Annotated in this window: 19 protein-coding genes; 14 read left to right on the top strand and 5 right to left on the bottom strand. The window is 45.6% G+C overall.

Going from position 1 to position 20,538, the window contains the following annotated elements; all coding sequences use genetic code 11:
* The first annotated feature begins 52 nt into the window (after positions 1-52).
* Positions 53-895, top strand: a complete 843-nt coding sequence (locus tag NAF01_RS24125; RefSeq protein WP_250801387.1) for an octanoyl-[GcvH]:protein N-octanoyltransferase — start codon at positions 53-55, stop codon at positions 893-895.
* Positions 896-1,123: 228 nt separating this feature from the next.
* Here NAF01_RS24125 and NAF01_RS24120 read toward each other — a convergent pair whose 3' ends face one another.
* Positions 1,124-1,876 carry an RsfA family transcriptional regulator gene (locus NAF01_RS24120; protein ID WP_048009461.1) on the bottom strand — a complete coding sequence of 251 codons (753 nt, stop codon included), beginning with the start codon at positions 1,874-1,876 and terminating at the stop codon, positions 1,124-1,126.
* A 357-nt stretch (positions 1,877-2,233) separates the two neighbouring features.
* Between NAF01_RS24120 and NAF01_RS24115 the strand changes: the two genes are divergently transcribed.
* From NAF01_RS24115 to NAF01_RS24105, 3 genes are all read left to right on the top strand, one after another.
* Positions 2,234-2,455: a YuzB family protein gene (locus NAF01_RS24115; protein ID WP_197206406.1), complete on the top strand. Its 222-nt coding sequence runs from the start codon at positions 2,234-2,236 to the stop codon at positions 2,453-2,455.
* Between the two features lie 443 nt (positions 2,456-2,898).
* Positions 2,899-4,200 carry an HD domain-containing protein gene (locus NAF01_RS24110; protein WP_048009459.1) on the top strand — a complete coding sequence of 434 codons (1,302 nt, stop codon included), beginning with the start codon at positions 2,899-2,901 and terminating at the stop codon, positions 4,198-4,200.
* A gap of 41 nt (positions 4,201-4,241) precedes the next feature.
* Complete coding sequence (locus tag NAF01_RS24105) at positions 4,242-4,751, top strand: YwgA family protein (protein ID WP_197217520.1); 510 nt, start codon at positions 4,242-4,244, stop codon at positions 4,749-4,751.
* 299 nt (positions 4,752-5,050) lie between these two features.
* Here NAF01_RS24105 and NAF01_RS24100 read toward each other — a convergent pair whose 3' ends face one another.
* The gene (locus NAF01_RS24100) at positions 5,051-5,236 is read right to left on the bottom strand and encodes a 2-hydroxymuconate tautomerase (protein WP_226618763.1); all 186 of its coding nucleotides are present in this window, start codon (positions 5,234-5,236) and stop codon (positions 5,051-5,053) included.
* 184 nt (positions 5,237-5,420) lie between these two features.
* Between NAF01_RS24100 and NAF01_RS24095 the strand changes: the two genes are divergently transcribed.
* Complete coding sequence (locus NAF01_RS24095; RefSeq protein ID WP_048009457.1) at positions 5,421-6,080, top strand: site-2 protease family protein; 660 nt, start codon at positions 5,421-5,423, stop codon at positions 6,078-6,080.
* 37 nt (positions 6,081-6,117) lie between these two features.
* A complete protein-coding gene (locus tag NAF01_RS24090) occupies positions 6,118-6,630 on the top strand; it encodes a YwhD family protein (RefSeq protein ID WP_035328046.1) in 513 nt (170 codons plus the stop codon).
* Positions 6,631-6,813: 183 nt separating this feature from the next.
* On the opposite strand, the gene NAF01_RS24085 is transcribed toward NAF01_RS24090, so the two are convergent.
* Positions 6,814-8,883 (bottom strand): transglycosylase domain-containing protein, encoded by a 2,070-nt coding sequence (locus tag NAF01_RS24085; RefSeq protein WP_250801385.1) that lies wholly within the window; start codon positions 8,881-8,883, stop codon positions 6,814-6,816.
* A gap of 257 nt (positions 8,884-9,140) precedes the next feature.
* Between NAF01_RS24085 and speE the strand changes: the two genes are divergently transcribed.
* The 7 genes from speE to NAF01_RS24050 all read left to right on the top strand — a co-directional run bounded on the left by speE (position 9,141) and on the right by NAF01_RS24050 (position 15,711).
* Positions 9,141-9,968, top strand: coding sequence for a spermidine synthase (gene speE / locus NAF01_RS24080; protein WP_009332318.1), 828 nt, complete (start codon positions 9,141-9,143; stop codon positions 9,966-9,968).
* A gap of 57 nt (positions 9,969-10,025) precedes the next feature.
* Positions 10,026-10,907 carry an agmatinase gene (speB, locus tag NAF01_RS24075; RefSeq protein ID WP_226618759.1) on the top strand — a complete coding sequence of 294 codons (882 nt, stop codon included), beginning with the start codon at positions 10,026-10,028 and terminating at the stop codon, positions 10,905-10,907.
* A gap of 427 nt (positions 10,908-11,334) precedes the next feature.
* Positions 11,335-11,787 (top strand): YwiB family protein, encoded by a 453-nt coding sequence (locus NAF01_RS24070; protein WP_035328037.1) that lies wholly within the window; start codon positions 11,335-11,337, stop codon positions 11,785-11,787.
* On the top strand, positions 11,774-13,441 hold the full coding sequence (gene argS, locus NAF01_RS24065; protein WP_226618758.1) for an arginine--tRNA ligase: 1,668 nt from the start codon (positions 11,774-11,776) through the stop codon (positions 13,439-13,441). Before NAF01_RS24070 ends, argS begins: the two co-directional genes overlap by 14 nt.
* A 128-nt stretch (positions 13,442-13,569) precedes the next feature.
* Positions 13,570-13,749, top strand: coding sequence for a XapX domain-containing protein (locus tag NAF01_RS24060; RefSeq protein WP_226618757.1), 180 nt, complete (start codon positions 13,570-13,572; stop codon positions 13,747-13,749).
* Positions 13,750-14,240: 491 nt separating this feature from the next.
* On the top strand, positions 14,241-15,143 hold the full coding sequence (locus NAF01_RS24055; protein ID WP_226618756.1) for a DMT family transporter: 903 nt from the start codon (positions 14,241-14,243) through the stop codon (positions 15,141-15,143).
* Between the two features lie 25 nt (positions 15,144-15,168).
* The gene (locus NAF01_RS24050) at positions 15,169-15,711 is read left to right on the top strand and encodes a cysteine dioxygenase (RefSeq protein WP_226618755.1); all 543 of its coding nucleotides are present in this window, start codon (positions 15,169-15,171) and stop codon (positions 15,709-15,711) included.
* A 29-nt stretch (positions 15,712-15,740) separates the two neighbouring features.
* Here NAF01_RS24050 and uvsE read toward each other — a convergent pair whose 3' ends face one another.
* Positions 15,741-16,697, bottom strand: coding sequence for a UV DNA damage repair endonuclease UvsE (gene uvsE / locus NAF01_RS24045; protein ID WP_226618754.1), 957 nt, complete (start codon positions 16,695-16,697; stop codon positions 15,741-15,743).
* Positions 16,698-16,727: 30 nt separating this feature from the next.
* A complete protein-coding gene (gene cls, locus NAF01_RS24040) occupies positions 16,728-17,930 on the bottom strand; it encodes a cardiolipin synthase (RefSeq protein ID WP_250801381.1) in 1,203 nt (400 codons plus the stop codon).
* A 257-nt stretch (positions 17,931-18,187) separates the two neighbouring features.
* On the opposite strand from cls, the gene NAF01_RS24035 reads away from it, so the two are divergent.
* Entirely contained in the window at positions 18,188-20,299 is a 2,112-nt protein-coding gene (locus NAF01_RS24035) for a (Fe-S)-binding protein (protein WP_222501462.1), read from the top strand.
* The last annotated feature ends 239 nt before the right edge of the window (positions 20,300-20,538 follow it).

Below are 20,538 nucleotides of genomic sequence, written 5' to 3'. Positions count from 1 at the left end.
GATAAATACTGCCGATTAACTCCAAATATCGGCAAAAGGGGATCAAATAAAGATGAATTCGCAACAAGATTTGCTTTTTCAGGAAGAATGGCGGGTCATTGACCAGTCTGCTGCGGGAATCCACTTAAATGCCCTGCACTCATTTGGAATGGATGATACGCTCTGTGCTTCTGTCGGAGCCGGCGGGGCGCCTGCCACTGCGAGGACATGGGTGCATCATAATACGATCGTGCTTGGCATACAGGATACGAAGCTTCCTTTTTTGAATGACGGCATAAATTTTTTAAAAAGCCAAGGCTATGAAGTGATCGTCCGAAACTCCGGCGGCCTGGCTGTTGTCCTGGATCAGGGAGTCCTGAATATTTCGCTGATATTTCCTGAAAGGGAGAAGGGAATTGATATAAACCGCGGATATGATGCGATGTGGGTGCTCATCCAGGAGATGTTTTCCGATTTTAATATAGAAATAGACGCGCGTGAAATTGTCGGCTCCTATTGCCCGGGAAGCTATGATTTAAGCATCGGGGGACAGAAGTTTGCAGGCATTTCGCAGAGGCGTCTCCGCAATGGCGTGGCTGTTCAGATTTACCTGTGTGTGGATGGCAGCGGAAGTGAGCGGGCCGATCTGATTGGCAAATTCTATTCTCTTGCTAAAAAAGAAGAACAGACGAAATTTGAATACCCTGAAATTCAGCCGGCTGTCATGGCTTCACTGTCGGAATTGCTGGGGACAGAGCTGACGGTTCAGGATGTGATGCTCCGCTTTCTCCAGTCCTTGAAAAAGAAATCCGGCCGCCTTTATGCAGGGCAGCTGACAAATGAGGAGGCAGGCCTGTTTGAGGGCTATTCCCGCCGTGTTATGGAGCGGAATGAGAAAGTGCTTGGCAGCGAATAAATAAAAGAAGAGCCGCAGTCGTTATCGATCTGCGGCCCTCCTTGAAAGGAATTGCTGCCATCTTCTCCTGCTCCCTATGCCGGAAAGAGTTTTGAACTTTGATAACTGTCTAGCTCCAGCGCCTACCCCCTCGAGGTCATAAGCCAATCCTCCCAGCAAGGCAAAGAACGCCTTACCGTGAGGCTCGTCTTATGCTTGTCGGGGGTGAACAAGGCGCTTCCGCTTTTCTTATTCCGCGACTCTCTCCAAATTGCCGTTGCGGTCCATTTTGAACTTGGATGCCGGCCTTTCTTCTTCATCAAACAGAACAAAATTGCGGGCTCTGTTCATGATTTTCATCAGTGTCTCGTAATCTTCCTGAATGGTTACCGTATTTTGCTCCAGCTTGCCGATTTTGCTCTCAAGCTCTTCATTTTGGCTTCTGAGATCCGCATTTTCGCGCTTCAATCTTTCATTCTCATTCTTTAGTATATCAACCTGAATACCAGAATGATTCAATGTTTGCAAGTATGCAATAACGGTATCCATATCCAGCTGTGCGGGTGCCGTGTAAACCGGCTCTGAATAGGTGTAGGATGGAACCGTTTCTGTCTGCACAGTCGCTTCATCCTCTGTGCGCTCCTCGTAAAAGTCTGCCGGTGACGGCGGTACGATCGCATTTGTCTGAACTGGCGCTGCTGAGACCTCCTGCATCGTCGGAACCGGCGGAGAGTATAAGAGTTTCTTCTTGCCGCCCTGATCCTTTCCTAGCATTCTTTGTCTCTGCTTGCGCTGTTTTTTGGCCAGCCCAAGCGCTTTTTCATATTGATGCCTCACCACAGCGTTCCAGCGGAATCCGCATGCTGCTGAGGTGCGGTTCAGCTTGTCTCCAACTTCCTCAAAAGCGTTTAACTGTGTGCTGCCTTCCCTCACATGCCGTAAAACGGTCTCTGCAAGCAATAAATCGTTTTCATCTGTCCAAGCGTCCTGACGTATTTTCATATAACCTCAACTCCCTAAATGATTACTTTTTGCTGTTGCCTTAGTTAAAGGATGGACAAACCTGGCAGATTTTATACAAAGGTGATTAAAAGGATAGTAGATTATTTTAAAAATTTTATTTTCGCTAGATACGTATGGCAGTTTTGTGAAGTTTACTAAGATTCACCACCCAAGTTAATGATTACAGCTTGCAATGAAGGTCGAATAGTTTTAAAATAGCCTGTAGCAGTTGGGCAGGGCAGTCCTTTACTTTGAATAGGAATGCCGTGCAGCGGACATGCTTTAACGAAGAAGATACTCAGGCCAAATAGCGCCGGGATTATATAAAAGATTGACCGCAGAAAGGGTTGTACGAAGATGGCAAACGAATTCCGTGTTTGCGACGATTGTCAGGCAGTAAATCTGAAGACATTGGTACCGCGATTAAAAGAAATAGATCCAGAAGCAAAAATTGATGTCGGCTGCCAGTCCTATTGCGGACCAGGCCGCAAAAAAACATTTGCTTTCGTCAATAACCGTCCCCTTGCCGCACTGACGGAAGAGGAATTGATGGAGAAAATTAATAAAAAGCTGAAATAAGAAAAGCGTAAGGCGCCCGCCTATCGGCGACAAGCATAAGACGAGCCGACTGAAAGGTTGTTCTTTAACCTTTTAGACGGATTGGCTTATGACCTCGAGCCGATGGCGCCTGGAGCTGGACAGTTATCGACGTTCAAAATTTTATACATAGTCGTAAATAAAGATCACCCTGACTCCTGTCCTGCGGTGATTTTATTTTTTGCCTGAGTTTATGATTTAACCCTGATTGGTAAATAGACTTAGGAGGCAATATTGTTTTTGGAAAAGTCGAAAAATATTTCTTGGCCAGATGATTGATGTATCGCGGTTTCTGTCGAACAGCCATGAAAAACGGTGAATTTTGTGATGAATTGACACTATAATCGGGATATAATAAGTATACGCCAGAAATTGGGAACAACAGGTTCGGCGTGCGTGGAAACAGGAAAAGCGGAGGGTACGGAATGGCATATTCAGCGGAAAAGTTAAATGAGGAAAAAGTATTCAAAGACCCCGTTCATCGGTACATACACGTCAGGGACAGAGTCATCTGGGATTTAATCGGGACAAAAGAGTTTCAGCGTCTCAGAAGAATTAAGCAGCTCGGGACAACTTATTTAACCTTCCATGGTGCTGAGCATAGCCGCTTTAATCACTCGCTCGGAGTTTACGAGATTGTGCGCCGCATTTCCGATGATGTCTTTTTGGGAAGGCCGGAATGGGATGAAGAAGATCGCATCCTGACTTTATGCGCGGCACTTCTCCACGATTTGGGGCACGGTCCGTTCTCGCACTCTTTTGAAAAAGTATTCGACCTGGATCATGAACATTATACGAGGGCGATCATTCTCGGAGACACCGAGGTCCATCATGTGCTTACAAGAGTAAGTGCCGATTTTCCGCAGAAAGTGGCGGATGTGATTGCCAAAACATCTAAAAATAAGCTGGTCGTCAGCCTGATTTCCAGCCAGATTGATGCGGACCGGATGGATTATCTGCAGCGGGACGCTTATTTTACCGGTGTCAGCTATGGCCATTTTGACATGGAGCGGATCCTGCGTGTCATGAGGCCGCGGGAAGATCAGGTCGTGATTAAGCAGAGCGGGATGCATGCCGTTGAGGATTACATAATGAGCCGCTATCAGATGTACTGGCAGGTGTATTTTCACCCGGTTACCCGGAGTGCAGAGGTCATCCTGACGAAAATCCTGCATCGCGCAAAAGATCTGCATGAACAGAAATACAAATTCAAATATGATCCAATCCATTTTTATTCTTTATTCAATGGGGAGATCACTCTTGAGGATTATATAAAGCTTGATGAAGCTATTATTCTTTATTATTTTCAGATGTGGCAGGAAGAAGAAGATCCGATTCTAAAGGATCTCTGCTGCCGCTTTATGGACAGGAATTTATATAAATACGTGGAATTCGACCCGGCGAAAGAATACAAGAAGCTGGCCGAGCTGTCGGCATTGTTTAAAAAGGCAGGCATGGATCCTGAATATTACCTGGTCGTCGATTCTTCATCTGATTTGCCTTATGACTTTTACCGTCCGGGGGAGGAAGAAGAAAGATTGCCGATTCATCTGCTGCTGAAAAATGGGGATATCCGCGAGCTTTCCCGTGAATCAGAGATCGTAGATGCTATTTCCGGGAAACGCCGAACGGATCATAAGCTGTACTTTCCGGCTGATTTTATTGCAGACGACAGTAAAAAGCCAAACATTAAAAAGCAGATTAAAATGCTGCTGGAAATTGACTAAAACATAGATACGGGAAAAAACGGAGTAGGAGATGAAGAGCTTTGTTAAAGGATCACGCCAAACTAATGCACGCCATTGCAGTCTCTGAAGAAATCGTGGGACGGAAAAAGCTGCAGAAAATGATTTATATCGCCAAGAACATCGCCTTTCCCTTTCAGGAAAGATTTCAATTTCACTTTTACGGGCCATATTCGGAAGAATTGACACTAAGGGTCGAAGAGCTTTGCAACATGGGATTTTTAAACGAAGTAAAGGAAAAAAAGGGCGGTTACTATCAGTATCGCTATACGCTTACTGAAACCGGCAAGGAATTTTTGGGCATCAACACAGTCGATATGCCGAGCCTCCAGGAATGCCTGCTCGATATGAACGGCCAGAATGCCAGATTCCTTGAACTCGTCTCAACGGTCCTATATTTCAATGACCTGCCTAAGGAAGAAGTGAAAGAAAAAGTCTTTACCCTGAAAAGCAAACAGCGCTACACGGATGAAGAAGTGGAACAGGCGTATCAATATATTGAAAGCTTAAGAGAAAAAGCCGGGCTGCATTGAGTGCCCGGCTTTGTTTTTTGCTGAAAGAGTCTTACCGCACATAAATAGTATTATGCGCGCTGAAATTGGGCTGTGCGCACAGAAAAATTATTATGTGCACAGAAATTTGTGCTATGTGCACATAAATTCCGGCTATGTGCACAGAAATTTTTTATGCGAAAGTAAAACCGTGCTATGCGCAAATATATTTTTTTATCCGCAAGTAAAATCGTGCTATCCGCAAATAAAACCGCTCATTATGCAAAAACTCATAAAAAAGGCAGTCTCCGTTATAGGAAACTGCCTCTTTTTACGCAATTTTACTGGTCGCTTAAGCGTTTTCCGCCGACAGCATAGTGATTTTTGGCCATTTCTTCGATAAATACGACGATTTTGTCTTCTGGTGCTCCAGTTGTTTCACTGACGGCCGCTGTTACTTTTTCAGCGAGTGCTTTTTTCTGTTCCTCAGTACGGCCTTCAAGCATTTTCACGGTTACGTATGGCATTTCTTTTCCTCCTCATTATGTATGCTTGTTTGTATTTTTCCACTTTTTCCTGCAATGTGCAAGCCTGATTCCCTTTGACCAGGCGTTCATGTATACTTTTAGGTAAATAGCAGCGGCTTTTCCTACATAGTATGTATAAATAAAGCCTGGCTTTTTTAGCCGGCAGGAGAGGGAGTTTTGGCTTTTGGAACAATTTTTGGCGTTTTCTCTCAGGGAGATTCCCTATGTGGCGGTAACATTGATGATTGCCTTTACGGTTCATGAATTTGCCCACGCCTATATGGCTTATAAGTTTGGGGATTCCACTGCAAAAAACCAGGGAAGGTTAACGTTAAATCCCATGCAGCATCTGGATCCGATTGGGACGATCCTGATTTTTATTGCCGGTTTCGGATGGGCCAGGCCTGTACCGGTCAACCGCTTCTTTTTCAAGAATCCGAGGCTTGCCGGGATCTCTGTCTCCATTGCGGGACCGATATCCAATCTGGTAATGGCTGTTCTGGGCTTTTTCATCTGGTATGCCCTTGCCGGAACCGGTCTCGCAGCTTCGTTTCCAGCGTTTGTGGCAGATTTCCTGAATATCTTTATTCAGCTGAATTTAGTGCTGTTTGTATTCAACCTGCTGCCGTTTCCGCCGCTCGATGGCTACAGAATTATTGAGGATTTGGCGCCGGCCCATATTCGTCCGAAAATGACCCGGTTTGAGGCATATGGCTCCGTTATTTTTCTGATTCTTGTCATTACCCCGCTGGATCAATACACCATCCAGCCGATTTTTAACACCGTATTGCCGGTTCTGGCGAGCGGCCTAAATGATTTTTTCTATGAATTATTTATGACATAATAAGAAGAATCCAGTACTTGCATAGGAGGACGTGAAGATGGAAGAAAAAAAGAAAAAGAAAGTCGATTTTAATATTATCAAGAGCGACCCGACAGATGGACATGGCGGATTCGGGGTCGGGACTCTGAGCCTTGATAATGTGACACCGGTCATCATTGATGTGGATGCCGGGGAGGCGTCTATTGAAGTGGGTGCCATGCATGCGCGCAGTCCAGTGGAAAAAGGCATCAAGTTTTTGAAAAGCAAAGAGGAAGTGCCAAACGGAAAACCGTACTGGCTGATTTGGATTACTATTGACCGTAAAGAGGGAGGCGCCTACTATGCAGGCGTTACGGCCTGCGAAATGACGGTCGACAGGGAGATTCGCCGGGGCTACAAATCGCTGCCCGAGCATGTGAACCGCATGGATAAATCGATTAAAAGACATATCATCGTGGATCATATGGACGGGAAATCCAAGAAGGTGCTGGCCGATTTCCTGAAAAACCATGACGCAGGCATGTGGGAAAGATCGGCGGAACAGCTAAAAACAGATTTACAAGCCATTTAGAAAAAAAGTCTAATTTTGTGACGAAATTGTGACATTTTTTTGACGTGATTTTCTAACTACTTGTACAATTCCCGTAAAAAAAGTAAACTAATTAACAGTGTGAAGGCACAGTATAGCACTAGGACACGAAAAACCCCGGGATTCGGACCCCGGGGTTTTTCATTTTTTATTTATTAAGGTGTGTCACGAAGCCCACCGGAACAGTTTCTTATACCAAGGTGTCTCCGGCTTCTTTTCAGGCTGCTCTGACTTTTCCTCTTTTTTGTGGTTCAGGTGGTCTGTACAGTATTCCGCTGGTTCTGTGCCTTCTGCGAAGTAGGTAAGGCGCTTGACGGGGCAGTTTTCCCCGGCTATTTTTCCGTTGGCCGGGTCGATGTAGATGCCGGCTGTGCCTTTGGGTGCTTTGAATTCCTTGGCCGGCTTCCCTTTATGGGCTTCTTCCATAAACCGGATCCAAATGTTTTTGGCATACGTTTTTTCAACGGTTTTTGTAATGACCTGGCCTTTGTCATAGCCGGTCCATACTGCAGTAACCAGTTGAGGTGTAAAGCCTGCCATCCAGCTGTCCGTTTCGGTTGAGCCCGACTTGCCTGCATACGGGCGGGTCATATCATTGATAACGGTGCTGCCGGTTACCTGGGCATAGCCGTTCAGCTTCCGGTCAAAGATTCCCGTCATCATATGGGTCATGACGAAGGCGAGATCAGGCTTCAGAACCTTCATCTGGAATGGCTCCTGCTCGTAAATGACTTCGCCTTTATGATTTTCCACTCGCTTAATCAGCACCGGCGATACCTTTTTCCCGCCGTTAGCAAACATGCTGTAGGCATTAGCCAGCTCAATGACTCTCATACCCGATGTGCCGAGTGCCAGGGAAGGAACCTTCGCCATTTTAGAAGTGATGCCAAATTTCTTGGCTGTATTGACAAGCGTCTCTTCTCCTAAAAATAAGTGGGTCTTCACTGCATATACATTGTCAGATAAAGCCAGGGCCTGGGCCATGGTGATCTCATCATCCGCATATTTGCTGTTGAAATTATGCGGTGTGTAGTCCGGTGTGCCGTCTTCAAAGCGGAACGTCGTCTGCTCGCTGCGGATTGGAGTGGAAGGGGTGAATCCCTGCTCCAATGCTGCGTAATAAAGCAGCGGCTTGATCGTCGATCCCGGCTGCCTGACGGCCTGGACTGCCCGGTTAAAGGGACTTTCCTCATAATCCCGGCCGCCGACCATCGCCTTGACGTAGCCGTTTTTCGGATTCATGGCCACAACTCCGACCTGAATCTCCGAGTCTTGTGAAATCATCTTATCTACTGTTTCTTCCGCGATTTCCTGTTCCTTCAGATCCAAAGTGGTATAAACTTTCAATCCGCCCAATTCAATGGTCCGGTCATCCAGCTTCAGCTGCGTTTTAAGAGCATTGCGGACCGCATCCTGGAAATAGGGGGCCGTTTTCGCTCTCGGGTGCATGTGCTCCCCGACCAGCTCAAGCTCCTCTGCGGCAGCAAGATCCGCCTCCTTTTGACTGACCATCCCGTTTTTCACCATGGTCTGCAGAATCACCCTCTGCCGCTGTGCTGCTTTTTCCGCTGATGCGAATGGCGAATAAATGCCTGGCCCTTTAGGGATTCCGGATAAAATGGACGCCTCAGACAATGTAAGCTCTTTGGCATCCTTCCCGAAATAAAACTGGCTTGCTGCCTGAGCGCCATAAGCTCCATTGCCGTAATAAATCGTATTTAAATAGCCTTCAAGAATTTCCTTCTTTGTATAATTCATCTCAAGCCTTATGGTATAAAAAGCTTCAAGCAGCTTCCGCTTCCAGGTTTTTTCGTGCTCGAGAAACAGGTTGCGGGCATACTGCTGGCTGATGGTGCTGGCGCCCTGAACCTTAGCCATTGCTTTGAGGTCAGCGAGAGCGGCGCCGGCAATTCTTTTATAATCAAAGCCATTGTGTTCGAAGAAATTTTTATCCTCAATCGAAACCGTCGCATCAACCAGAAGCGGGCTGATATCATCAAGAGGTGCCCAGTAGCGCTTTTGCCCGTTGTGGCTTTCTCCAATCACAGTGCCATCCTCAGAGAAAAATAAAGTCGACTGCGGAACAGCGAGCGGCGGCGGTCCCAGGATTTTGGCATATACCAGAATGCCCCCAATCATCACAGCGGCTAAAGCCATTCCTATTAAGCTGATAATGAGAAATGCACGCAAATATTTCATTGTTTTTCTGAATCGCTGATCGGTCATTAACTCCAAGTGTGGCACCCCCTGAATCTTTCTAAGTGCAATGCGAAAAATAAAATAAGCATAAGTACATAACTTTAGTATTGAAAAAAGAGTCCGATTTTAAACATCTCTCTATTAAAAAGCGAAATTTTTCTTGCAATTTTGCTAGATTCATCTATACTTTTTCTGTGTTTGTTATTTGCATGTTAGGGAAGTATAAAAGATGAAAATGCTTTTTGCTGCTCTTTAGTGATAATTCATTTTTTTATGGAAGGAATGATTCAAGAATGGGACTTTGGTTTACAGAGAAACAAACAGAGAACTTTGGCATTACGATGAAGGTGAAGCGTACTTTACATACAGAACAGACAGAATTCCAGAAGCTTGATATGGTGGAAACAGAAGAGTGGGGCAATATGCTGCTTCTTGATGACATGGTTATGACTTCAATCAAGGATGAATTTGTGTACCATGAAATGGTTGCGCACATTCCTTTGTTCACACATCCAAACCCTGAAAACGTACTTGTAGTAGGCGGCGGGGACGGAGGCGTTATCCGTGAAGTCCTTAAGCACCCAAGCGTGAAAAAGGCGACTCTTGTAGATATCGACGGAAAGGTAATTGAGTACTCAAAGAAATTCCTTCCTGAGATTGCAGGCAAGCTTGATGACCCGCGCGTAGATGTACAGGTGGGCGATGGCTTCATGCACATTGCGGAAAGCGAAAATGAGTATGATGTAATTATGGTTGACTCAACTGAGCCGGTAGGACCTGCGGTAAACCTATTCACTAAGGGCTTCTATGCCGGGATCTCTAAAGCTCTAAAAGAAGACGGCATCTTCGTGGCCCAGTCTGACAACCCTTGGTTCAAAGCGGACCTTATCCGCAACGTGCAGCGCGATGTGAAAGAAATTTTCCCGATCACCCGTCTTTACACTGCCAACATTCCTACGTACCCAAGCGGCATGTGGGCGTTCACAATCGGCTCTAAAAAATACGATCCATTAGAAGTAAGCGAAGACCGTTTCCATGAGATCGAAACAAAATACTATACAAAAGAACTGCATAAAGCGGCATTCGTGTTGCCTAAGTTTGTTGCCGACTTAGTGAAGTAATGGACAGGCTGCTACTCAGAGCAGCCTTCCTGAATACATAAAAAGTGAGGGATGACCTTGGTTCGTTTTGATGAAGCCTATTCAGGCAATGTGTTTATTAAAAGCCATCCTAGTTATGAGGAAAGTGAAGCAGTCATTTATGGCATGCCAATGGACTGGACGGTCAGCTACCGTCCGGGTTCCCGTTTCGGCCCTGCCCGCATCCGCGAAGTGTCCATCGGGCTTGAAGAGTACAGCCCATACCTGGACCGCGAGCTGGAAGAGGTAAAATATTATGATGCCGGCGATATTCCGCTGCCATTCGGAAATCCGCAGAAAAGCATCGATATGATTGAAGAGTTTATTGATCAGCTTCTGGCTGAGGGTAAATTCCCGCTTGGCATGGGCGGAGAGCATCTGGTTTCCTGGCCTGTCATCAAAGCGATGTACAAAAAATATCCGGATCTGGCGATTATCCACATGGATGCCCATACAGATCTTCGTGTGGATTATGAAGGGGAGCCATTATCCCACTCAACTCCAATCCGCAAAGCAGCTGACCTGATTGGGCCAGGCAATGTCTATTCTTTTGGCATCCGTTCCGGCATGAAAGAAGAATTCCAGTGGGCGAAGGAAGTCGGCATGCACATCTCCAAATTCGAAGTGCATAAGCCACTGAAGGACATCCTTCCAAAGCTTGCCGGACGTCCAGTCTATGTAACAATTGATATTGATGTACTGGATCCTGCCCATGCGCCGGGAACTGGAACAGTGGACGCAGGCGGCATCACATCAAGAGAGCTTCTTGCTTCTATCCATGAAATTGCCCATTCAGATGTAAACGTTGTGGGAGCTGACCTTGTTGAGGTCGCGCCTATCTATGACCCATCTGAACAAACGGCTAACACAGCCAGCAAACTGATCCGGGAAATGATTCTGGGATGGGTGAATAAAAAATAACGGGGACCTCGGTCTCCGTTTTTTTTCGTCAAATTTCGGGCGGTGCCTGTCTAGCTCCACAATTCGACAGCATCATCATCGCACGGCTAAAAGCGTTAGTTTTTAGGAGGAGCGCCCATCCCCCTCGAGGTCACAAGCTTGTCTAGTTGCGGCTCCTAGGGACTCGAGACATAAGCCGATCCCTTCCAGAAGGAAAGAACACCTTCTTGCAGGGCTCGTCTTATGCTTGTCGTCCCTGGACAGTCGCCTTCACTTTTCAGGCAATCCTCCCAAAAAGGCAAAGGACGCCTTTCCGTGAGGCTCGTCTTGTGCTTGTCGGGGGTGGGCAAGGCGCTTCCGCTTTTCTTCCTGTCACCACCTTCTTGCACTTTCCCCATCAAATATTTATACTTATATAGTTATATATGATGAAAAGGATGTGTTGCCGTTGTCCAGTCGCTCAGCGGAACAAATGCCTGTGAAGATTAATGTGAAGACAGATATTCGCAGTGGAGGCAGCAAAGAGACTTTTGAATTGACTGCTTTTGGCCGATACTATATAAAAGATTCCGCCCGTTTCCTTCAGTATGATGAAGTGATGGAAGAGGGAACAGTTAAGACGATTATAAAAATGTCCGATGCAGACGGGCTGATTTTACGAAGCGGCGCCGTGAAAATGAGGCTCCCTTTCAGAATGAATAAAAAGCTCCGCGGCAGCTACGAGACGCCGTATGGAGTGTTTGAGATGGGTACGGTGACCAAGCGGATGGCCCATCAATATGACGGCGAATCCGGCGAAGGTTCGATTGATATTTTATACGACCTGAAAATGCAGGGATCCCAGGCAGGTACATACCATTTGGCGATTACGTTTGAGGAGGAGAACAATGAACATAGTTGAGCAGGTGCAAGGCAAATTAAAGCAGGAAATTAAGGATGCGGTTGTAAAAGCCGGTTTGGCAGCGGAAGAGCAGATTCCCGATGTGATTCTTGAAATCCCGAAGGAAAAGTCGCATGGCGATTATTCCACGAATATGGCAATGCAGCTGGCGCGAGTGGCAAAAAAGGCGCCAAGAGTGATTGCAGAAGAGCTTATTGCTTCATTTGACAGCTCAAAAGCTTCCATTGAAAAAATTGAAATCGCCGGACCTGGCTTTATCAATTTTTACATGAATAACTCTTATCTGACTGATCTGATTCCAGCCGTTCTTGGAGCAGGAGATCAGTACGGAGAAACAACAGTCGGCAACAATCAGAAGATCCAGGTGGAGTTTGTTTCCGCTAACCCGACAGGGGACCTGCATCTTGGACATGCCCGCGGCGCAGCTGTAGGCGACTCCCTATGCAACATTTTAGACAAAGCCGGCTACGATGTTTCCCGTGAGTACTATATCAATGATGCCGGCAACCAGATCAACAATCTGGCTCTATCAGTTGAAGCCCGTTATTTCCAGGCTCTTGGCTTAGATAAAGAAATGCCTGCTGACGGCTATCATGGCGAAGACATCATCGGCATCGGCAAAAAGCTGGCTGATGAGCACGGCGATAAATATGTAAATGCGGATGAAAAAGAGCGTTTTGACTTTTTCCGTGAATACGGCCTGAAATATGAAATGGCGAAGCTGAAGCAGGATCTTGAAGATTTCCGCGTTCCATTCGATGTATGGTATTCGGAAACATCTCTTTATCATAATGGCAAAATCGACACAGCCCTTCAGGCATTAAAGGATAACGGCCACATTTACGAGGAAGAGGGCGCAACATGGTTCCGTTCCACCACTTTCGGTGATGACAAAGACCGTGTCCTTATTAAAAATGACGGCTCTTACACGTATCTGACTCCAGATATCGCTTACCATAAAGACAAGCTTGAAAGAGGCTTTGAAAAGCTGATCAACATCTGGGGCGCTGACCACCATGGCTACATTCCGCGCATGAAGGCGGCCATCCAGGCACTTGGCTATGACCGTGAGGCGCTCGAAGTCGAAATCATCCAGCTTGTACACCTTTACAAGAACGGCGAAAAAATGAAGATGAGCAAACGTACCGGCAAAGCGGTAACAATGCGTGACCTTGTAGAAGAAGTAGGACTGGACGCAACACGCTATTTCTTCGCGATGAGAAGCGCAGATACACATCTTGATTTCGACCTTGATCTGGCTGTATCCCAATCCAATGAAAACCCTGTTTACTATGCTCAGTACGCACACGCGCGTATTTCCAGCATTCTGCGCCAGGGTGAAGAGCAGGGCATGTCTGCTGAAGCAGCAGATTACTCCCTGATTTCTGCGGAAAAGGAAATCGACGTTCTGAAGAAGATTGGTGAATTCCCGCAGGCTGTCGGCGAAGCAGCGCAAAAGCGCATGCCGCACAGAATTACGAACTATATTTATGAACTGGCTTCATCTTTCCACAGCTTCTATAATGCTGAAAAAGTATTGGATGCGGAAAATCCGGAAAGAACGAAAGCACGTCTGGCACTGATCAAAGCGGTTCAGACTACTTTGAAGAACTCCCTGAAATTAATTGGCGTATCTGCTCCGGAAAAAATGTAATGGTGGAAGCTGGCACTTATTGGTGCCGGCTTTTTTCATGTTTTAGACGAAAAAGGGGAAGCTAAAGTCATATGTTTAAGGGTATAGTGAAACTGGTAAAACATAGTAAGCCATTTTAGGAGGGTCTCATGAAAATCGTTCTTTTATCCATTCTTACAGGATTCTTAGTCGGATTCGTCTTTGCTTTCATGAAGCTGCCGATTCCCGCTCCGCCAGCGCTTCCCGGGATTATGGGAATTGTCGGCATTTACCTCGGGTTTAAAGCATATGAAGTGGTTCTGCCTTGGCTGCAGGGGATGTTGAGATAGATGGAGAAGGGGTGTCCACATTTAATGGGCAGCCTTTTTTGTCTAAATGTGAACTTTGCAAATAGATCTTGAATATTTGCAAATAAACCTTGGAAATCAGCAAATAGATCCGGAATATTTGCAAATAAACCTTGGAAATCAGCAAATAGATCCGGAATATTTGCAAATGAACCTTGAAAATCAGCAAATAGATCCGGAATGTTTGCAAATTAACCTTGAAAATCAGCAAACAATAGCTAAAACTGGCAAACACATCAGGAAAACTGCAAACAACCATGGTATAACTTGCAAACAAGCCTAAACTGAAATCCGGACAGCAAACCAAAAAACTAAAGAGCAGTCCTCAAAAAGTTAGGCAGCAAACCAGCCAAATCAGCAATCAAATGATAAATCTGCAAATAACCTGTCAAAACCGCCAAAAAAAACACCGCATGTTACATCCGGACGAGCATATCATGGTAAAAACCCTTCCGGAAAGGACATGCCCGCCCATGAAGCCACAGTTTGCAGCCTCACTTTACGCAACCATTTCGATCAGTTTTTGGGGAGTCTCTTTTGTCTCCACTAAAGCTGTTTTGGATAAGCTGGATCCTTATACGTTAATCATGCTCCGGTTTGCTATCGGAGCCGCTTTTCTGCTCCTTGTGCTTCTCTTGAAAAGGTATCCGCTCCAGATTCCGCTTAAATATATTCCCCATTTAATTGTTCTCGGTGTACTTGGCGTTTTCATCCACCAGGTCATCCAGGTCACAGCCTTAGAGACGATAGACGCCTCCTCTGCGGGATGGATTATTTCTTTTTCACCTGTTTTTACCGTGCTTCTCTCCATGATCTTTCTTCATGAAAAATTGACATTCCTTAAGACACTGGGCATTATAACTGCGATTTCCGGCGTGCTCATGGTAACGGGAGCGAGGAGCGGTCAGACGCTGGGATTTGCTATAAATATAGGATATATCCTCATGATTCTAAGTACACTGAATTGGGCCGTATATTCCATCCTGGTAAAAAAACTGCACATTAAGCTGCCTTCCCTTGTGGTCACTTTTTATATGAGTCTGCTTGGGTGCATGCTGACAATTCCCTTTTTAGTGAGAGATAGAGGATGGGAGAAATTCCATCTATTATCTGGTTCTGAATGGGCCCATATCATGTTTTTGGGCATATTTGTTTCAGGGATCGGCTACTGGTACTGGTCCAAGGCACTCGAGGTTATGGAAGCCTCCAAGGTATCCATGTTTATCTACATGGAGCCGTTATTTACCCTTATTGCGGCCATTCTTCTGCTTCGTGAAAAAATTTTCTTCATAAGCATCATGGGCGGAATCATAATTATTATAGGGGTGATCATGGTGAATGGTCAGCTGAAATACTTTTCATGGAAAAAACGATAATCCACATGAAAAGGGGAGTCGTTAAATGAAGGAACGGTTTCAAAGCATTTTGGCTTCTTTAAAATCACCTTCTGCAGATGAACTTAAAAAAGCTTTGGCCTCACTGAATATCAAGCTTGAGGACCTGCTTCCACACTTGCAGCCGGCAGATGGAAAACCCTATTACCGAAAGCTGCTTTATCATAATGATGAAGTGGAGCTGCTCGTCATGAACTGGTCGGATATCGAATGCGCCCCGCATGATCATGGAAACTCAAAGGGATGGATTCAAGTGATGAATGGAGATTCGGAAAACACTGTTTTTGAAGTGAGGGAAGACGTCCCAATTGAGCTTTTTGCAGAGGTTAAGTCCCAAGGCTCCTTCTTTTATGCGCCTAAAAAAGGTGTGCACAAAATGAAGAGCGCAGGCAGGGAAAACCTTGTCACCCTGCACCTTTATTCGCCTCCGATTACGGGTATGAAGGTGTACGATCTGAAAAAATGTGCAGCCTGTGTAGTCTCTGAAGACTGCGGAGCCTGGTGGCCGGAGGAGCAGAGACAGAAGGTAAGGGAAATTCAGTTAAAATAAAAAGGCGTTCCGCACCTGGAACGCCTTCATTATTTCCACTCTACTTCCGCTCCGCCGATCCTTTTCACCCCGCGGATATTGCTGATATCCTCTGTCAGCTTAAGTGCAGCCTTGTCCTTGGCTTTCGCCTCGATCATAAAATCGACATCCTGATTAAAGGTTTTCAGCACGTCGAGAAGGGGCCGGATAAAATCCAGGTCGACATAGTCGGCATGGGACCGAAAGGCCTTTTCCGATTTGGGCGAGGAAATATGAATTTTCGGCTTAAGACCTGTTTTGTCCCATGTCTGGAAAATCTCCGGGAGAATTTCTTCCAGCGGGCGGGTGCTGAGGTTCGCCATATGGTGATGATAATCGAATACAAGAGGGATGTTTTCCTTTTGGCAGGCCAGGAGAGTTTCCTCCGCGTTATAGGTTTTATCATCATTTTCGAGTGTCATTTGCTCTTTGACATGAGACGGCAGCATCTTTAGACTTTCATGGAACCGGTCAATGGTCGAGAGCTTGTCCCCGTAAGCCCCGCCAATATGGATGTTGATGACGCTTTTCTTTTCGACGCCCATGGCCTCAAACATCCGGTAATGATATTCCATATCTTTAACTGCATTCCGGGTCACATCCTCGCGCGGAGAAGTGAACAGGGTGAATTGATTGGGGTGAAAGCTCACGCGGAGATCATGTTTTTTAATCAAATCGCCAATCTCAAGCCATTTTTTCTTAAAGGGGGTGACAAAATCCCATAAAACCTCCGGATGGGTGGCCAGAGGCACGATGGAGCTTGAGAGCCGATACAGCTGAATTTCATGGGCGATATTAAAATAAAGCATTCGTAGCGTATTTTGCAGATTCACCGCTGTGACGGCCTTCAGCTTTTCCAGCCTTTCCTCTTCAGGCAGCTGCTGATAGCGTGTAAATGTTAATGTTCTTGCAGGAGATGCCTCCCACAAGCTGATTGCATGGGAAACATACCCCAGTCTGATTTTCAATTTGCAGCACCTTCTTTATGCCGGCCTCCTTTACAGAAAACTTGCCACAGAACGGGCAAGCATCTCTTTAAATGTCCGTAAAGGATCCAGACGGTTTAATTCTTTTAGGGTCAATCTCTTTGCATTTAGTATGTCTTTGTCTACAATAGCCTGGATTTGCTCTATGAACTCTTTGTCAAAGATAAAGCAATTGATTTCATAATTTAAGAACAGGCTCCGCTTATCAAAATTGGCTGTTCCAATATCACTAATCTCATCATCGATAATAATCGCTTTTGCATGGTAAAAGCCCTTTTTGAACTCATACACATAAGCGCCTTCTTTTATCAGGGTTCTTAGATAAAGATAAGAGGCTTCTTTTACAAGAATATGATCTGTCACGCACGGGACGAGGATCTTGACCGTGACGCCGCGTTCCAGGGCATGGAGCAGATCCTTAAAAAGTCTTTTGCCCGGAATAAAATAGGGGGTCCCAATCGTAATGCTCGTTTTCGCCTTCCGTATTAATGATGAAAAGCTTTCCTCCAAAAAAGCACCTTTATAAGCCGCAAACTGATGGCGGTATTTACCTGCATGAAGCTCAGGAAAATAGATGCTGTTTGCGAGCAGGTCGGTCTTCGTTGCTTTATACCAGTCAGTCAGAAACTCTCTTTGCAGATCCTGCACGCCCTCGCCCCAAAATTTTAAATGGTAATCACGCCACGGGTTCAGCTTTTTATCCTGATTGATGTATTCTTTGCCGATATTAAAACCGCCGCTGTAACCGATCTTCCCATCAATAACAGTAATTTTACGATGGTTCCTGGCCTGAAACGAATAAAAGAGAAAAGGAAGCTTTGGCACATGCGCAAACGAAAACTTGATGCCGCTGCTCTTCAGTTCCTTGACGATTTTTCTTTTGACAGGAAAGCTTCCGGCCCAATCCAGGAGAAGACGGACTTCCACTCCTTCTTTTGCTTTACCCATTAATATGGTTAAAAACTCCTTGCTGATTTTATCATCCTTCACAATGTAAAATAAAACATGAATGTGCTTTTGAGCTTTTTTAAGCTCGGAAAATAAGTTTTCAAACAAAGCAGGCCCGTCTGCAAACAGCTCCATATCAGACTGCCGGATAGGGCATGCGGTCCGCTCCAGCTTTTTCATATGGCTTTTCCGGCCCCAAGTAAAATCGATATAGAGCCACAGGAATATGATGAGTAATACGGCCATAATGATATTCCAGACAGTCATTGCGATCTTCCTCTCGACAGGGTTTTCCCGTTAGTATTTCCTGCCGTGCCATTTCTATCAGGGATTCTTTCCAAATAGGGAGGACTTTTCCGCTTTAAAAAAGAAATTAATAAATGGAAATAATAAAATTTTTCGAACAAGTTTTAAGAAAAGTGGTTGACTGAATGCTCATTCATAATATAATGGGAGTAAGAGTAAATTCAGAAAATTATACTGTTTTTTAAATTTTCTAAGATGAGGAAAGGAGCACCATGCCCATGAACGGTTTATTGTGGATCAACTTAATTGCATTCCTTCTTGTAACCGCTTACGCTATCAGCCTGTTTGTCTATGTTGTGAAGACGCGGATTGAATATATTAAGCTTGGCAAAAAGGTGGAGTTTGACGGCAAGGTGAAAGAGCGCCTTGAAAAGATCTGGGTCAATGTTTTTGGCCAGAAAAAGCTTTTAAAGGATAAGAAAAGCGGCATCATTCACGTGATGTTTTTCTACGGCTTCATTCTTGTCCAATTCGGAGCGATTGATTTTATTATAAAAGGAATTAAGCCAGGTGCACACCTGCCGCTTGGACCTTTATACCCCGGGTTCACCTTTTTCCAGGAAATTGTGACCCTTACGATCCTTGTTGCGGTCATCTGGGCTTTCTACCGCCGTTATGTGGAAAAGCTTGTCCGCTTAAAGCGCGGATTCAAATCTGGTCTCGTCCTTATTTTTATCGGAGGGCTCATGCTTTCCGTCCTGCTTGGCAATGGCATGAGCATGATCTGGCATGGCCATGAAGGAACCTGGACAGAACCGGTTGCTTCCCTGATTGCCGGCGGATTCTCATGGATGGGTGAAACAGCCTCAATTGCTGTCTTTTATATCGCATGGTGGATTCATTTATTATTCCTGCTTGCATTCCTGGTGTATGTGCCTCAATCCAAGCACGCTCACTTAATCGCCGGACCGGCCAACGTATATTTCAACCGTCTGGACAATCCGGGGAAATTAAAGGCAATCGACTTTGAAGATGAATCACAGGAAAGCTTTGGTGTCGGAAAGATTGAAGATTTTACACAGCATCAGATGATTGACTTCTATGCGTGTGTGGAATGCGGACGCTGTACCAATATGTGTCCGGCAACCGGCACTGGAAAGATGCTTTCGCCGATGGATTTAATCCTGAAATTGCGTGATCATTTAACCAATCACGGTGCTGTTGTCACGTCGAAGCAGCCTTGGGTGCCGACATTCGCTTTTTCCAACACGAAAGGCAATCAGCTTGCCCTTGCAGCTGCCGGCCAGGGTGCAGAAGAAGCTGCAGCTGGCCTTGCATACAGCCCAAGCCTGATTGGCGAAGTCATTACCGAAGAAGAAATCTGGGCTTGTACGACTTGCCGAAACTGTGAAGACCAATGTCCGGTAATGAATGAACATGTTGATAAAATTATCGATCTGCGCCGCTACCTTGTGTTAACTGAGGGTAAAATGGACGCTGACGCACAGCGCGCCATGACCAATATCGAGCGCCAGGGCAATCCTTGGGGACTGAACCGCAAGGAGCGTGAAGACTGGAGAGAAGCACGTGAAGATGTTCATGTGCCGACAGTGAAGGAAATGAAAAAGGCGGGAGAAGAGTTCGAATACTTATTCTGGGTTGGTTCCATGGGCTCTTACGACAACCGCAGCCAGAAGATCGCTCTTTCCTTTGCGAAACTGATGAATGAGGCCGGCGTCAAGTTCGCCATCCTTGGCAACAAGGAAAAGAACTCTGGTGACACGCCAAGACGTCTTGGAAACGAGTTCCTGTTCCAGGAGCTTGCCACTAAGAATATTGAAGAGTTTGAGAAGAATGAAGTGAAGAAGATCGTCACGATCGACCCTCATGCCTACAACATCTTTAAAAATGAGTATCCGGATTTCGGATTAGAGGCAGAGGTTTTTCACCATACTGAAGTTCTTGCCCAGCTAGTGGAAGAAGGCAAGCTGAAGCCGCAATATGCTGTGGAAGAAACGATTACCTTCCATGATTCCTGCTATCTGGGACGCTACAACGAGGTGTATGATCCTCCGCGAGAAATCCTTAAGAGCATCCCGGGCGTCAAGCTTGTGGAAATGGAAAGAAACCGCGAAACCGGCATGTGCTGCGGAGCGGGCGGCGGCCTGATGTGGATGGAAGAAGAAACCGGACACCGCATCAACGTATCACGCACAGAGCAGGCATTGGCAGTAAATCCATCCGTGATTAGTTCAGGATGTCCATACTGCTTAACCATGCTGTCTGATGGAACAAAAGCTAAAGAAGTGGAAGAACAGGTTCATACGTACGATGTTGCTGAAATTCTTGAAAAGTCTGTTATAGGTGAAAGCCGGAATGTAGCATCTTAAATATTGAAAGCGGAAATTGAAGCACAGCCAAAATTCCTGTAATGCATTTTGACGAAAAATGTTTTTGCCTGAATTTTGTGTAAAGTGTTTCAATTTCTGCTATTTTTCTAGTAAAATAGAAAATGATAAAGCGCTTACAATTTTGCTGGGTGACTGAAGATCGGGTGAATCCTTTTGTCGCAGTCCTTTCGAGCGAGCGTTCAGTCAATGACCAGCACCTTCACAAACAGTTAACTTCA

This window comes from Cytobacillus firmus (assembly GCF_023657595.1).
In the GTDB taxonomy this organism is placed as follows: Bacteria; Bacillota; Bacilli; order Bacillales; family Cytobacillaceae; genus Cytobacillus; species Cytobacillus firmus_B.
This window is presented reverse-complemented; position numbering and strand designations above follow the sequence as displayed.